This window comes from Bacteroides salyersiae (assembly GCF_031172035.1).
GTDB classification, from domain to species: Bacteria; Bacteroidota; Bacteroidia; order Bacteroidales; family Bacteroidaceae; genus Bacteroides; species Bacteroides salyersiae.
On record NZ_CP133452.1, the window covers coordinates 5402745 to 5419039 of the forward strand.

At 45.1% G+C, this 16295-nt stretch carries 14 protein-coding genes; 12 read left to right on the forward strand and 2 right to left on the reverse strand.

Translation table 11 applies throughout. The features are described from left to right. Window positions 1-88: 88 nt before the first annotated feature. From RB604_RS20660 to RB604_RS20685, 6 genes are all read left to right on the forward strand, one after another. Window positions 89-1723 (forward strand): ABC-F family ATP-binding cassette domain-containing protein, encoded by a 1635-nt coding sequence (locus RB604_RS20660; RefSeq protein ID WP_021935716.1) that lies wholly within the window; start codon window positions 89-91, stop codon window positions 1721-1723. Window positions 1724-1984: 261 nt separating this feature from the next. Next, window positions 1985-2389: a DUF6769 family protein gene (locus RB604_RS20665; protein ID WP_025819002.1), complete on the forward strand. Its 405-nt coding sequence runs from the start codon at window positions 1985-1987 to the stop codon at window positions 2387-2389. 119 nt (window positions 2390-2508) lie between these two features. Next, a complete protein-coding gene (locus RB604_RS20670) occupies window positions 2509-3738 on the forward strand; it encodes an efflux RND transporter periplasmic adaptor subunit (RefSeq protein ID WP_005933345.1) in 1230 nt (409 codons plus the stop codon). 148 nt (window positions 3739-3886) lie between these two features. Beyond that, the gene (locus RB604_RS20675; RefSeq protein WP_055294846.1) at window positions 3887-6967 is read left to right on the forward strand and encodes an efflux RND transporter permease subunit; all 3081 of its coding nucleotides are present in this window, start codon (window positions 3887-3889) and stop codon (window positions 6965-6967) included. A gap of 135 nt (window positions 6968-7102) precedes the next feature. Beyond that, window positions 7103-8281: a TolC family protein gene (locus RB604_RS20680; protein ID WP_055294844.1), complete on the forward strand. Its 1179-nt coding sequence runs from the start codon at window positions 7103-7105 to the stop codon at window positions 8279-8281. Window positions 8282-8373: 92 nt separating this feature from the next. Then, window positions 8374-9192, forward strand: a complete 819-nt coding sequence (locus tag RB604_RS20685; protein ID WP_055294894.1) for a hypothetical protein — start codon at window positions 8374-8376, stop codon at window positions 9190-9192. A 39-nt stretch (window positions 9193-9231) separates the two neighbouring features. Here the strand turns inward: RB604_RS20685 and RB604_RS20690 are convergent, their stop codons facing one another. Both RB604_RS20690 and RB604_RS20695 read right to left on the reverse strand, forming a co-directional pair. Beyond that, complete coding sequence (locus RB604_RS20690) at window positions 9232-10734, reverse strand: methyltransferase RsmF C-terminal domain-like protein (RefSeq protein ID WP_007482364.1); 1503 nt, start codon at window positions 10732-10734, stop codon at window positions 9232-9234. 5 nt (window positions 10735-10739) lie between these two features. Beyond that, window positions 10740-11195, reverse strand: coding sequence for an ORF6N domain-containing protein (locus RB604_RS20695; RefSeq protein WP_007482362.1), 456 nt, complete (start codon window positions 11193-11195; stop codon window positions 10740-10742). A gap of 109 nt (window positions 11196-11304) precedes the next feature. Here RB604_RS20695 and RB604_RS20700 point away from each other — a divergent pair, with 109 nt between their 5' ends. The 6 genes from RB604_RS20700 to RB604_RS20725 all read left to right on the forward strand — a co-directional run bounded on the left by RB604_RS20700 (window position 11305) and on the right by RB604_RS20725 (window position 16290). Next, entirely contained in the window at window positions 11305-11949 is a 645-nt protein-coding gene (locus RB604_RS20700; RefSeq protein ID WP_044094141.1) for a DUF6249 domain-containing protein, read from the forward strand. Next, the gene (locus RB604_RS20705) at window positions 11946-12494 is read left to right on the forward strand and encodes an RNA polymerase sigma factor (protein ID WP_055294842.1); all 549 of its coding nucleotides are present in this window, start codon (window positions 11946-11948) and stop codon (window positions 12492-12494) included. Before RB604_RS20700 ends, RB604_RS20705 begins: the two co-directional genes overlap by 4 nt. Beyond that, window positions 12478-12807, forward strand: a complete 330-nt coding sequence (locus RB604_RS20710) for a DUF5056 domain-containing protein (protein WP_005933368.1) — start codon at window positions 12478-12480, stop codon at window positions 12805-12807. Before RB604_RS20705 ends, RB604_RS20710 begins: the two co-directional genes overlap by 17 nt. Window positions 12808-13286: 479 nt before the next feature. Then, window positions 13287-14561, forward strand: a complete 1275-nt coding sequence (gene cls, locus RB604_RS20715; RefSeq protein ID WP_007482356.1) for a cardiolipin synthase — start codon at window positions 13287-13289, stop codon at window positions 14559-14561. A gap of 147 nt (window positions 14562-14708) precedes the next feature. After that, the gene (locus RB604_RS20720; RefSeq protein WP_005933372.1) at window positions 14709-15503 is read left to right on the forward strand and encodes a thymidylate synthase; all 795 of its coding nucleotides are present in this window, start codon (window positions 14709-14711) and stop codon (window positions 15501-15503) included. A 289-nt stretch (window positions 15504-15792) separates the two neighbouring features. Further along, a complete protein-coding gene (locus RB604_RS20725; protein ID WP_005933374.1) occupies window positions 15793-16290 on the forward strand; it encodes a dihydrofolate reductase in 498 nt (165 codons plus the stop codon). Window positions 16291-16295 lie beyond the last annotated feature (5 nt).

The window sequence follows — 16295 nt, forward strand, 5'->3', positions numbered from 1 at the left end:
TACGTGCATATCTAAACCTTTCAGCGCGCAAGTTATGAAAAAAAATAATATAAATGATTATCTTTGCACCTCATTTTAAAGAACATATATGATTTCAGTAGACGGACTTGCCGTAGAATTCGGCGGAACCACCTTATTTAGTGATATTTCTTTTGTAATTAACGAAAAGGATCGCATCGCCCTGATGGGGAAAAACGGAGCGGGTAAAAGTACATTACTTAAAATATTGGCGGGAGTCCGTCAACCTACCCGTGGAAAAATAGCCGCACCCAAAGAGTGCGTTATTGCCTATCTCCCTCAACACCTGATGACAGAAGACGGACGCACCGTATTTGAAGAGACAGCTCAGGCATTTGCCCATCTGCATGAAATGGAGGCCGAGATAGAACGGCTGAACAAAGAGTTGGAAACCCGTACAGACTATGAAAGCGACAGTTATATGGAACTTATCGAAAAAGTCTCGTCACTAAGCGAGAAATTTTATTCGATCGATTCGACCAACTATGAAGAAGACGTGGAAAAAGCCTTGTTAGGACTTGGCTTTATGCGCGAAGACTTCAATCGCCAAACCAGTGATTTCAGTGGTGGCTGGCGTATGCGTATCGAATTAGCCAAACTATTGCTACAAAAACCGGATGTCTTGTTGCTGGACGAGCCAACCAACCACTTGGACATAGAATCTATCCAATGGTTGGAAGATTTTCTTATCAATAACGGTAAAGCGGTAATCGTTATCAGTCACGACCGTAAATTTGTTGATAATATCACCACCCGTACCATCGAGGTGACTATGGGGCGTATCTATGACTATAAGGTGAATTACTCACAATACCTGCAACTGCGCCAGGAGCGCCGCATACAGCAGCAGAAAGCATATGACGAACAACAGAAATTCATTGCAGAGACCAAAGAGTTTATTGAACGTTTCAAAGGTACCTACTCCAAAACGCTACAAGTACAAAGCCGTGTGAAAATGCTGGAGAAACTGGTACTGTTGGAAGTAGACGAAGAAGATACCTCCGCATTGCGGTTGAAATTCCCACCTTCTCCCCGATCGGGTAATTATCCGGTCATTATGGATAATGTAGGCAAAACCTATGGTGACAAAGTAGTATTCAAAAATGCTTCCCTCACCATCGAACGGGGAGACAAAGTAGCTTTTGTCGGTAAAAACGGCGAAGGTAAATCGACTTTGGTAAAATGCATCATGAACGAGATAGACCATGAAGGTACATTAACCTTAGGACATAATGTACAGATCGGCTATTTCGCTCAAAACCAGGCATCTCTGTTAGATGAAAACCTGACGGTTTTTCAAACAATCGACGATGTGGCAAAAGGGGAAATACGTAACAAGATACGCGACTTATTGGGAGCTTTCATGTTTGGCGGGCCGGAAGAATCGATGAAGAAAGTAAAAGTATTATCGGGAGGGGAACGTACCCGTCTGGCAATGATCAAGCTGCTGCTTGAACCGGTAAACCTCCTTATTCTGGATGAGCCTACCAATCACCTCGACCTTAAAACAAAAGATATTCTGAAACAGGCCCTGATCGATTTCGACGGCACATTGATTGTGGTATCCCACGACCGTGACTTCTTGGACGGCCTGGTTACCAAAGTTTACGAATTCGGAAACAAGAAGGTGAAAGAACATTTGTGCGGCATCTACGAATTCCTGGAGAAAAAGAAAATGGACTCGTTACAGGAACTGGAAAAATAGGATCTATACACAACTGATACAATAAAATAGATTTAGACAACAATCGGTGTCGGAGTCCTTTTGTCTACGGTACCGATAAACGCTCCTCCCGGCTCCGGAGAACAACATTCCCGGCTCCGGAGAATAACATTCCCAACCCCGAAGAGGAAGATTTCCAGCTCCGGGAAACAATACCGGGAGCTGTTTTTCAATATTTTAAGTACTACGATTTGTTAATAGGCCAAGTAAGCCGTATATTTGCCCCGCAATAAAGAATTACAATTGAAGAATAAAAGGTACATACTCTATTTTTTACTCGTTATCAGCATGATTATGCTGGCAGTACCTGTTATTCCCCATCATCATCATGCCGATGGCATGATTTGCATGAAACATGATGTTACGCCCGAAGCCCAGTGTCCTGCACACAATCATCATCACGAGAATGACTCTTGTTGCAGCAATGAATGCTTGGCACGCTTTTCATCCCCCGTACCTAATGTACAAACCGACTTAGGCCCGCAGCATGTATTTATTGCCATTCTTTTCACCGATTTCATCATTGAAAACCTACTCCGGCCTCAGGAAAGGCAACTCACCAATGAGTATGTCTACCGAGAGTCTCTACACGGCACGAACATTACCCGTGCCTTTGCGCTTCGCGCCCCTCCGTATGTATTCGCCTGATTAGACAATGTAGTTATTACGTTGTTTGCAAATCAGTTGCACCTGCAAGTCTCTACTTTTGCAGGGTGAATTGTGACGAATTTACAAAAGAAAATCATTAAGAATGTATTTATATCATCATGAAGAAACTTATCTTTATGGGAGTACTGGGATTGTTTATCTTAGGCTCCTGCAACAACAAAGCGGGTCATAACCATGAAGGCCATAATCATGGTACAGAAGCCCATGACCACGAACACGAAGGACACGATCACGAACAGGAAATCCACAACACAAAAGAAGAATGCCAAGACCATGACCATGGTGAAGAGGCAAGTTCCGGACATAGCGACGAAATCATCCTGCCCAAAGCAAAAGCGGATGCAGCCGGTGTAAAAGTCAGTGTGATTGAACCGGGAACTTTTGAACAAGTGATAAAAACCAGTGGACAAATACTTGCCGCACAGGGAGATGAAAGCGTAGCCGTAGCCACTGTGGCGGGTGTGATCAGCTTTCATGGGAAAGTAACCGAAGGAATGAGCACGAACAAAGGTGCTACATTGCTCACTATCTCTTCCAGCAATATAGCTGACGGTGATCCGGTACAGCGCGCCCGCGTTGCCTACGAAATTTCAAAAAAGGAATACGAACGTATGAAAGCTCTGGTTAAAAACCAGATTGTATCCGATAAAGAATTTTCACAGGCCGAACAAAATTATGAAAATGCCCGTATCAGTTACGAAGCACTTGCCAAAGGAGATACCAAAGGCGGACAAGCTATTTCTTCTCCTATCAGCGGATACGTAAAAAATATCCTGGTAAAAGAAGGAGATTATGTAACAATCGGACAACCATTGGTAAGCGTTACACAAAACCGCCGTCTCTTCCTGCGGGCAGAGGTTTCAGAAAAATATTATCCATATCTGCGCACCATAGGGTCGGCTAACTTCAAAACACCCTACGATAATAAAGTATATGAATTGAAAGACCTCAACGGAAGACTGCTTTCGTTCGGAAAATCTGCCGGAGACAATTCATTTTATGTTCCGGTAACTTTTGAATTTGACAATAAAGGAGATATTATCCCCGGCTCGTTTGTAGAGGCCTATCTGCTGTCCACACGGATGGAGAACGTTATTTCACTTCCACGTACCGCACTGACAGAGGAACAGGGCTTATTCTTCGTATACCTTCAATTGGATGAAGAGGGATACAAAAAACAGGAAGTCACCTTAGGAGCCGACAACGGTAAAAGCGTACAGATACTTACAGGTGTAAAAGCCGGTGATGCGGTAGTAACCGACGGGGCTTACCAAGTCAAACTGGCTTCGGCAAGCAATGCGATACCGGCACATAGCCATGAACACTAAGGAGATTTACGAATCGACGATTTACGGTTTACAATCTGGCTGCGCAATAAGAACAGCCGGCAATAGGAGATGGTGGATTGTCAAATAGTAGATTCTGCGATGCATGGCAAATAATAAATAGAAAATCGTCAAAATAGCAAATAAGTTCATGTTAAACAAGATTATACATTTCTCTCTTCAGAACCGTATCCTGGTGCTCGTGGCATCGGTGCTGTTACTGATAGGCGGTACATATACCGCCGTACATACAGAAGTGGACGTATTTCCCGATCTCAACGCACCGACGGTAGTAATCATGACCGAAGCCAACGGTATGGCGGCTGAGGAAGTGGAACAACTCGTCACTTTTCCGGTAGAAACATCCGTGAACGGTGCAACGGGAGTACGACGCGTACGCTCCTCCTCTACCAATGGGTTCTCTGTGGTTTGGGTAGAATTCGACTGGGGAACGGATATTTATCTGGCCCGGCAGATTGTCAGTGAGAAACTGGCAGTAGTCAACGAATCTCTGCCCGCTAACGTCGGCAAGCCGACACTCGGCCCGCAATCTTCCATTTTGGGAGAGATGCTGATCATAGGCCTTACAGCCGATTCTACCTCCCTGCTCGACCTGCGTACAATTGCCGACTGGACCATCCGTCCGCGTCTGCTGTCCACAGGAGGAGTAGCACAGGTAGCCGTACTCGGTGGCGAACTAAAAGAATATCAGATACAACTCGATCCGGAACGGATGCGCCATTACGGTGTGTCGATGGGGGAAGCTATGTCGGCCACACGAGATATGAACCTCAACGCCAACGGTGGCGTGCTTTATGAATACGGCAACGAATACATCGTACGCGGCGTACTCTCTACGGATAAAGCAGACCAATTGGGAAAAGCCGTAGTAAAAAGTATCAATGGTGTGCCTGTGTTACTCGAAGATATTGCCGATGTAGCTATCGGTCCCAAAGCTCCGAAGTTAGGTACCGCCTCGGAACGAGGAAAACCGGCCGTATTACTGACCGTTACCAAGCAACCGGCTACCAGTACGCTGGAACTGACCGACAAGTTAGAAGCTTCCTTAAAAGATTTGCAGAAGAATCTGCCGGCAGATGTAAAGGTGTCTACGGATATTTTCCGCCAAAGTCGTTTCATTGAAAGCTCTATCGGTAATGTGAAAAAGTCGCTGTTCGAAGGCGGTATTTTCGTTGTTATCGTTCTCTTCCTGTTTCTGGCCAATGTGCGTACTACCGTCATTTCACTGGTAACACTCCCCATCTCGCTCATCGTCTCCATTCTTACCCTGCATTACATGGGGATGACTATCAACACCATGAGTTTAGGAGGTATGGCAATCGCCATCGGCTCGCTGGTGGACGATGCGATCGTAGACGTGGAAAACGTGTACAAACGGTTGCGGGAGAACCGGATGAAACCGAAAGAAGAACAATTATCGGTACTCGATGTCGTTTTCAACGCTTCGAAAGAGGTGCGTATGCCTATCTTGAATTCCACGCTGATCATCGTGGTCAGTTTCGTGCCGCTATTCTTCCTTACAGGTATGGAAGGACGTATGCTGGTACCGTTGGGTATCGCTTTCATCGTGGCACTATTCGCTTCTACGGTAGTGGCATTAACACTGACACCGGTACTCTGCTCTTATCTGTTGGGACGGAACAAAAGCGACAAGCTCCCCAAAGAAGCATTTGTTGCACGTTGGCTGAAAGGAGTCTATGAGAAGGCATTAGTATGGGTGTTGAATCATAAGCGGATTACGTTGGGTAGCACCATTGCGCTGTTCATCATTGCTTTAGGATGCTTCTTTACATTGGGACGCTCCTTCCTGCCACCGTTCAACGAGGGTTCGTTCACCATCAACATCTCCTCACTTCCGGGTATCTCTCTGGAAGAGAGCGATAAGATGGGGCATCGTGCAGAAATGCTCCTGCTAAGTATTCCCGAGATACAAACCGTGGCCCGGAAAACAGGACGCGCCGAGCTCGACGAACATGCCTTAGGAGTGAATACTTCGGAGATCGAAGCACCATTCGAACTGAAAGACCGCTCACGCAGCGAACTTGTGGCCGATGTGCGCGAAAAGCTCGGTACCATCACCGGAGCCAATATCGAAATCGGCCAGCCCATCAGCCACCGCATCGATGCCATGCTATCCGGAACAAAAGCTAACATCGCCATCAAGCTGTTCGGTGATGATCTGAATAAAATGTTTTCTTTAGGTAATGAAATCAAAAGCGCCATCGAAGGCATTCCGGGAATTGCCGATCTGAATGTGGAGCAACAGATAGAACGCCCGCAGCTGAAAATCACTCCGAAACGCGAAATGCTTGCCAAATACGGCATCACGTTGCCCGAATTTTCGGAATATATCAATGTGGCATTGGCCGGAGAGGTGATTTCACAAGTCTACGAGAAAGGGAAAGCATTCGACCTGATCATCAAAGTGAAAAATAACTTCCGCGACGAAGCGGAAAAGATACGCAATCTGATGGTGGATACATCGGATGGCAAGAAAGTTCCCCTAAGCTACGTAGCCGATGTGGTGTCGGCAATGGGGCCGAATACGATCAACCGGGAAAATGTAAAACGTAAAATTGTGATCTCTGCCAACGTAGCAGATCGTGACCTGCGCAGCGTGGTAAACGATATACAAAACAAGATAGACAGTTCGGTGCAACTTCCCGAAGGATATCATATCGAATATGGCGGGCAGTTTGAAAGCGAACAGGCCGCAAGCCGCACATTGGCACTGACTTCTTTTATGAGCATCGTTGTCATCTTCCTGCTGTTGTATCATGAATTCCGAAATGTGAAAGAGTCTGCCGTAATTCTTATCAACCTGCCTTTGGCTTTGATCGGCGGTGTATTCGCCCTGCTTATCACGACAGGCGAAGTCAGCATACCGGCCATCATCGGATTTATTTCGCTTTTCGGCATTGCCACCCGTAACGGTATGTTACTCATCAGCCATTACAACCATCTGCAACAGGAAGAGGGAATGGGAGTATATGACAGCGTTATTCATGGTTCGCTCGACCGTCTGAATCCGATTCTGATGACGGCACTTTCCAGTGCATTGGCATTGATACCATTGGCACTGAGCGGCGACCTGCCGGGTAACGAAATACAAAGCCCGATGGCAAAAGTAATCCTCGGAGGTCTTTTAACATCGACTTTCCTGAACGGATTTATCATCCCTATTGTTTATCTGATGATGAGAAAAAAATAATAAAAAGCCTCTCCCCAACCCTCTCCGCAGGAGAGGGAGTAGGGAAATGCTCTTGTTTATTAGTTGGTTACAAAACTAACTTAACTCCCTCTCCCACAGAGAGGGTTGGGGAGAGGCTTCTAAACAATGAATAAAATGAAACAAATAACTTTATTTACTGCCGCACTCCTCACCTTTGCAGGAATGCAGGCACAAAACAGCATAGATCAGGTACTGCGGAACATCGAGGCCAACAATAAAGAGCTACAGGCAAATGCCCGGCTCATCTCTTCGCAGAAACTGGAAGCCAAAACCGATAACAATCTGGCGGATCCTACCCTCTCCTACGCACACCTGTGGGGATCAAAGGACAAGAGTGAAACAATCGGTGAACTCGTTGTTTCGCAGAGTTTCGACTTTCCCAGTCTCTATGCCAGCCGGGCAAAATTGAATCGTTTGAAAACGAACTCTTTTGACGGACAAGCAAGCGTTTTTCGCCAGAGCATCCTGTTGCAAGCCAAAGAGGTTTGTCTGGATATTATTATGCTTCGCCAACAACAGCAAATATTGCAGGAACGGCTGCGTAATGCCGAAGAGCTTGCAGCCATGTACAAAAAACGTCTGCAAACCGGTGATGCCAATGTAATTGAAACAAATAAGATCAATCTGGAATTACTGAACGTGAAGACGGAAGCTTCACTGAACGAAACCGCCTTACGGAATAAGCTACAGGAACTGAACACATTGAATGGGAACATTCCTGTTGTCTTTGAAGAAAACAGCTATCCGTCCGTTATCTTTCCATCGGATTATCAGATGTTGAAAACGGAAGTGCTGGCCGCCGATCCGACCTTGCAGGCACTTGCCAGCGAAAGTGCCGCCGCCCGGCAACAGATCGGTGTCAACAAACAAGGCTGGTTGCCCAAACTGGAATTGGGATACCGCCGGAACACGGAATCGGGAACACCGTTCAATGGGTTGGTGGTAGGCTTTTCTTTCCCTATCTTCGAGAATAAAAGCAAAGTTAAGATTGCAAAGGCACAATCCATGAATACCGATTTCCTGAAAGAAAGCGCTATATTGCAGGCGGAATCGCAAGTGGCGCAACTTTACCGTGAAGCGCAAACCCTCCGTTCCTCCATGGACGAATATGAAAAAACGTTTCAGGCACAGCAAGATCTCGACATGCTGAAACAGGCATTGACAGGCGGGCAAATCAGTATGATAGAGTATTTTGTGGAAGTATCCGTTGTGTATCAAAGCAAACAGAACTATCTGCAACTGGAAAACCAGTATCAGAAAGCAATGGCGAAGATATATAAGAATCAATTATAAATCTTTGCATTTCTATCCAACATTGTTTGTTGCTTTTTGTTGACAAAGACAGAAGAATACATTATATTTGCAGCAAACATAAAATACTGATTATGAAACCTAAACATTTCTGTTCAGCAGCTTTATGCTGCATCCTTATTCTGCTGAGTGCATGCAATAAGGACGACAATGACAACCCGCTACGTTTTTACAACGATACGTACGAAGTTCCTATGGGCGGTATACGTTATCTGGGGTTGGAAAGCGGAAACGGTGACTACTCACTGGAAGTAGAAGATCAGCGCCTTATCAGTGCCCAAGTGGAGCATGGATGGTCGACACCGGGCGGTAGCGCCATCTACGTACGGGGTATCCTTACGGGAAAAACGACCTTGAAAGTTACAGACGCCGCAACGTTGGAAAGTTGTCTTCTGAAAATTAAAGTAGTCGACAATTACGAAGCAATGCAACTATTTCGCAGGCGCGGATCTTCACTGTTGGAGGATGGAACCGCAGAGATACTACCCGGCATTTCGGATATGTTTCTCATCAATAATCGGGCACGGGATGTCTATTTCTTCAATCGGACAATTCCAACCGCTTTTTCATCCGGGCTGGTGCTGGTAACCAAAGGGACTTATACACTCGAACCGGGTGATGGCAACCAAGCCCATATGACACTCACCTTTACGGAGGGCATGGAGTATGTGGGAGCTTCAACCGATTCACAAAAATTTATCCTTCATGGCAATCCGTATATACTTCATCGGTTGGATAAGAACCTGAATCTGAACTGGGATACTCCTCCGATAGAGGACACACGGACATCACCCGAACCTCCCCCTTCTTACATTCTGGAAGAAGAAGGGACAGGAAAGCAGTTGAGCTTTTCGTTCACCGAACAGGAAATTCCGGAAGGGATATTGCCTTAACCAAGAAGAAGCCGAACGGTTCCGATACCCGAATCGTCATCACAAAATGCGTATCTCATCGGGCAAATATCCACTGCGAATACGCCACTCCTGCGGATAGAGATTATTGGCACGATTGCCGATATTCTTTACAAAACCCAAAGGAACTTTCCGATAAGTAAGCAGAACATAACCGCGAGGGGCTGTTGCCGGCAAGGTGATAGCCTCTTTCCGTAAATAGGCGATGGCTTGCTCGTAACCGATCTCTTCGGAAGCAAAAGCCTCCGTACGCAAAAGCAAAGGACTCATAGCCAATGCATGATTCGGAATCAAATCTTTCCCTTTTACCTCACCAAGCACGACCCCTGCCTGAACAATACGGAGATATCGCTGAAGAACAGAACATTCACCCGTGTACTCCTTTGGAAAAGCAGTGATAAAGCTTCCATTGACAGACACCTCAAAATCTTCGGGAGAAAGAAGCCAGCTTTTTGCCACGGCTATCTGCTCTTTACCCATCGGGGCAGAAGATGGTTTACTGTTATTGCGGGCGGCGGCCGTTTTCTTACGGGAAAGTTTTTCGTTCATCGCACCACAAGCTGTAACTTCCCGATTGACAGAAGTAACTATTCCGCCCTGCCTTTCTGCTTCCGGTTTACGGAGCACGGCCAGAAAAAAGCCCTCTCCTATCGTCTTGTGAGGTAAGAAGCGGTAAACAGGGAAGTCGGCTGCCGCAAGCAGATTGCCGGTAATCCCCCACCCTCCCGGAGCATTCACCGGAAGTACCTCTGCCCCGAATTCATCACGAATCCATTGAACATTCTCCTCGTCTTCTTTCGTATTATACGTGCAAGTGCTATAAACAAGGATACCACCGGGCTTCAAGCAAGGCCAGATATCGGCAATGATACGTCGCTGCCTCTGCCAACAGATCTCCACATTTTCCGGGCTCCACTCTTCGACAGCACCGGGGTCTTTACGAAACATCCCTTCACCGGAACAAGGTACATCGGTCAATATTACATCAAAAAAAGCGCCCAAACGAGGGAAATCGGACGGATCATTATTGGTTACCACCACACCGGGATAGCCCCATTTGGTAAGATTCTCGGCAAGTATCTGCGAACGGTTACGGATCACTTCATTGGCTACCAGCAGGCTACCCTCGGGCAAAAGGCTACAGGCATGAGTCGATTTTCCACCGGGAGCGGCACAAAGATCGAGCATCACCACCGGTTCTTCGGAAACATACTGCTTCAACGCTTGTCCAACGAACATCGACGAAGCTTCCTGCACATAATAGCAACCGGCATGGAAAAGAGGGTCGAACGTAAACGTCAGACGCTGGCCGAGATAATGCCCCTCCGGACACCAAGGCACAGGGGAGACGGGAGATGAGAGAAGGGAGATGGGAGAATTGGGGGAATTGGCATCGGTGAGGAACGATGGATTCAGCCGGATGCTGACAGGAGGTTCCTGTTCCAAAGCGGCAGATAACTTTTCGTATTCTTCGTTGCCCAACAAGGCACGGGTATATTCGGTAAAAGGAGCTGGTAAATTCATTATATCTATTTTTTATAGGTATTGAAGCCAATCGGATTACGATGTTTAGTCTCATCTTTATCCTTTGCCTGTAGCTCGGCAATCGTCTGATTTATCAATTCAATCTGCATTCGCGTGTCATCATTAATGTCATTATAATCGGCAAAAACTTCTTCGATATATGCTTTCAGTTCCTGAATCTCCAATTGAAGCTTTGCCAAATCATTTACCGGAGGATTAGCCATTAACCGGCGAACAGCCACAAAAGCACGCATAATCGAAATATTTACCTCGATAGCCACATCGCTATTCAAGATGCCGGAAAGCATGGCTAACCCCTGTTCCGTAAAAGCAAACGGCAACTTACGTACACCACCCCAACTTGATATCACAAATTGCGACATCAAGATTTCAAACTCTTCTTCTGTTACCTTCTGCCCCCGTATCTCATAAATCTTGCTCTGAATTATTTGCAATTCCATTGCTTTTATTTTGTTTATTCCTGCAAATATCAAAAATATTTCGTCTCTTTGCAACTTTCCGTAAGACTAACTACGTCTAACAATCAAAGAAACAAAAAAACTACAAGATATGAAAAGAATTTTAATCACCCTGATGATGATAGCAGCTTTCTGCTCCCTCTCACTTGCGCAGAAAAAGAGTACCATCTACAAAGACAGTGCCGAAAATGTAAAAATTACGATCAGTAAGACGGAAACTGAAGATGACTCGGTTTATACTCCCGAATATACCGACACGACCGAAGACGGAATTACCGTTGAAAGTGAATCGACCGATTCATACGATGACTCCTATGACGATTCTTCCATTATCTCGAAAGAAGACTTTTCACTACTCAAAGATCTCGGTAGTGCAGCCAGCGCAGGCATCGCGCTTGCATTCTTCGTCCTGCTGCTCACATTCGGCTTCCCGATCTTCGTGATTTTCATTGCATTCTACTTTCGTTATAAAAGCCGTCGCGAACGTTACAAACTGGTAGAAAAAGCCATTGCAGCCGGACAGCCCATTCCGGAAGGCATTCTCAAAGAAAGTCTGAATACGGATACCACCGCCAAAGGAATCAAAAACATGTGTCTCGGTGCCGGGCTGTTCATTTTCCTATGGGCCATTACAGACAGTTTTGCCATGGGGTGTATCGGACTACTCATCCTGTTTACCGGTCTTGGCCAATGGCTTGTCGCCCGTAACCAACGCCCCACTGACGAACAGAAATGAAACAACTCAACGATATATCGTTAGTCGCACAGGTCGTGGTGTTCAAAAACACCAGGGCCTTCGACCTGTTGGTGCAGAAGTATCAATCGCCCATCCGGCGTTTCTTCCTCAACCTGACTTGCGGCGACAGCGAATTGAGTGACGACTTGGCACAAGATACATTCATCAAAGCCTATACGAACATCGCAACCTTTAAAAATCTTTCAAATTTCTCAACATGGCTTTATCGTATTGCTTATAATGTATTTTATGATTATATTCGCAGCCGAAAGGAAACAACCGAATTGGATTCCAGAGAAGTAGATGCCGCCAACAGCGTTGAACAAGACAATATAGGACAACGCATGGACATCTATCAATCACTCAAAAAGCTAAAAGAAGTGGAGCGAACCTGCATTACGCTATTCTACATGGAAGATGTAAGCATAGATAAAATAGCAGGAATTGTGGGAATACCGGCAGGGACCGTCAAAAGTCACCTGTCACGTGGAAAAGAAAAATTAGCAATGTATTTAAAACAAAACGGTTATGATGGAAACAGATGATAAATTGATACGGGCATTCTTCGCTGAACAAAAGCAGGAGATACCGGATAACGGATTTAGCCGCCGTGTAATGAACCGGTTGCCTTGCCGCACAAGTTTACTGATCAAGGTATGGAGCTTGTTCATCATGCTCGTAGCTATAATACTATTTCTGGTCTTCGACGGTTTACAGGCAATCGTTACCACGGCACGTGATATATTCGTCGCTTTGGTACAAAACGGGGCAACATCGGGCATCGACCCCAAGTCACTGATTATCGTTGTAATGGTACTCATGTTTCTGGGTATCCGCAAAGCATGGTCAATGGCATAAGGAGATATAGAATTTACCGGCATAAGAATATAAAAGCATCAAACGCTTGTTTTTCGATATAAATTATAGTATATTTGTCAACGTAATACAATCATATATTCAAATTATTATGAGGGAAAAGAGAGAAGCTTGGCTTCTCTCTTTTTTTGTTTCCAACGACGGGAACTTGTTTACCTCCCCCCCCTCCATAAAGGTAAGGAAACAGGTAGATACCACTCGTATACACGGTGCATATCGTCCCTATGCATAGTGCATGTCATTCATAAGCAGGGTGCTTGTCATTGATAGCCTACCGTTTCAACCTACTTTTCATCAGGAGATAAGAAAATATCTCTTAATCACCAGAGACTTTACATCAAATGCTATCACAGGAGGGTTCGCATGTTAAATTATAGTAAATATACCCTTGACAAAAAGTAGCTCCGAACAGAGATGTTGTATCTTTGTTTCTTAGGTGAACTAAATAAAGACAAAGCGCTTTGAAACTACATATATTCTTCATATTATTGCTTTTCACAATAGGCAACGCAAAGGCAGGTGAAACAGATAGTTTATGGGTACAGCGGCAGGATACTGCCGAACTATCCAGCGAACAGATGGTGATCAACTTCCTTCAGGAATCGGGCATTCCCATCACTTACGGCAACAAAGTAAAACTGCTTACCAGCGGGCGTGAAAAATTCAATGACCTTTTTGAAGCCATACGCGGTGCCAAACACCACATTCATCTGGAATATTTCAACTTTCGAAATGACTCGATCGCCAATGCACTCTTCGATCTGCTTGCCGAAAAAGTAAAAGAAGGCGTAGAAGTCCGGGCATTGTTCGATGCTTTCGGAAATTGGTCCAACAATAAACCATTAAAGAAACGCCATCTCAAGGCTATCCGTGAACGAGGTATCGAGATAGTAAAATTCGATCCTTTCAAGTTCCCCTATATCAATCACGCTGCCCACCGGGATCACCGGAAAATTGTCGTTATCGACGGCCGGATAGGATACACCGGTGGCATGAACATTGCTGATTACTACATCAACGGACTTCCCAAAATCGGTACATGGCGTGATATGCACATCCGTATCGAAGGTCCGGCAGTAGATATCCTACAAGAAATCTTCCTCACGATATGGAATAAAACGACAAAGCAGAATATCACAGGAGAAGTATATTTCCCCGAGCGACCCGCACCGGCAGACAGTACGGACGGCATTACCGTAGCCATTGTAGACCGTACTCCTAAGAAAGATCCACGAATGTTGAGCCACACCTACGCAATGTCGATATATGCCGCCAAAGAAAACGTACGTATTGTCAACCCCTATTTCGTTCCAACCTCTTCCATACGCAAGGCATTGAATCATGCCCTCGAAAAAGGAACCAAAGTAGAGATTATGATATCTTCCAAATCCGATATCCCCTTTACCCCGGATGCTTCACTCTACAAAGTCCACAAACTGATGAAACGCGGAGCAGATATATATTTGTATAACGGAGGATTCCACCACTCTAAAATCATGATGGTAGATGAAACATTCTGCACGGTAGGCACAGCCAATCTCAACAGCCGAAGCCTGCGCTACGATTATGAAACCAATGCTTTCATTTTTAACAAAGAATTCACCGCCCAATTGGATAGTGTATTCCAAGCTGACACGCAGCATTGCACCAGACTGACCCCGGAAGTTTGGAAACAGCGTTCACCATGGAAAAAGTTTGTCGGCTGGTTTGCCAATCTGTTCACTCCATTTTTATAATCGAACAGATTCTTCCGCCTACTCTCCCCGCCATCACCCCATTAGCCACCAACCACTAAATTCCAACTACCAGCTACTAACTACTAAATTCCAAATTCTAACTACCAGCTACTAAATTCTAACTACTTTTTTCCTACCTTTGCAATCATGAAACAGTATTTAGATTTACTCAGTCGTGTACTCGCCGAAGGTACCGAAAAAAGTGATCGTACCGGTACGGGTACAATCAGTGTATTCGGACATCAGATGCGCTTCAACCTCGAAGAGGGCTTTCCTTGTCTGACAACAAAGAAACTACATCTGAAATCAATAATACACGAGTTACTATGGTTCCTGCAAGGAGATACAAATGTAAAGTACTTGCAAGATAACGGTGTTCGTATTTGGAACGAATGGGCGGACGAAAACGGTGATCTCGGTCATATCTACGGTTACCAATGGCGTTCATGGCCCGATTATAAAGGAGGATTTATCGACCAGATCAGCGAAGTGGTGGATACCATCAAGCACAATCCGGACTCCCGCCGTATTATTGTCAGCGCTTGGAACGTAGGCGATCTGGACAACATGAACTTACCTCCATGCCATGCTTTCTTCCAATTTTATGTAGCCGATGGCCGGCTCAGCCTACAGTTATATCAACGCAGTGCGGATATTTTCTTAGGAGTTCCTTTCAACATCGCCTCATATGCCCTATTGCTGCAAATGATGGCACAGGTAACCGGCCTGAAAGCCGGTGACTTTGTACATACATTGGGAGATGCCCATATCTATCTGAATCATCTCGACCAGGTAAAATTACAATTGACCCGTGAACCACGCCCATTGCCGCAGATGAAGATAAATCCGGACGTAAAAAGTATATTCGACTTCAAATATGAAGATTTTGAATTGGTAAACTACGATCCGCATCCTCATATTGCCGGGAAAGTTTCGGTGTAAATTAGTAGTTAAGTAGTAAGTAGTAATCAAGTAGTAAGTAGTCAAGTAGTCAAGTAGTTAAGTAGTAAGTAGTAAGTAGGTGATAGTTTGATTTGCCAACTCGAACGCATGGAAGATAAAATAAAGACTTCATGATAATAAGAACTTTAATAATATTGTCATCCAGCACGGTCTTCAACCATCTGCTACCTATTACTCGACTATCATCTACTTAACTACTTGACTACTTAACTACTTACTACTTGACTACTTACTACTTGATTACTACTTACTACTTAACAACTTTATTATGAGCAAAATCAGTATCATAGCAGCCGTAGATCGCCGCATGGGTATCGGCTATCAAAATAAACTTTTATTCTGGTTACCCAATGATCTCAAACGTTTCAAAGCACTTACTACAGGTAACACAATCATTATGGGGCGTAAGACGTTTGAATCTCTGCCCAAAGGAGCACTCCCGAACCGCCGTAATATAGTTCTTTCCACTAATCCGGCAACTAATTTCCCGGGAGCAGAAGTATTCCCTTCTCTGGAAGCCGCCCTACAAAGCTGCCATGAAAAAGAGCATGTCTACATCATCGGTGGTGAAACCGTATACCGCCAAGCCATTGAACTGGCCGATGAACTCTGCCTTACAGAGATAGATAATGAGGCTCCACAAGCCGATGCTTTCTTTCCTGCGATAGACCCTCAAATATGGCATAAAAAAAGCAAAGAAGTTCATCTTGCCGATGAAAAACATCTTTGCTCCTATTCTTTCGTCGATTATATCAAAGAGTTATAAACTCT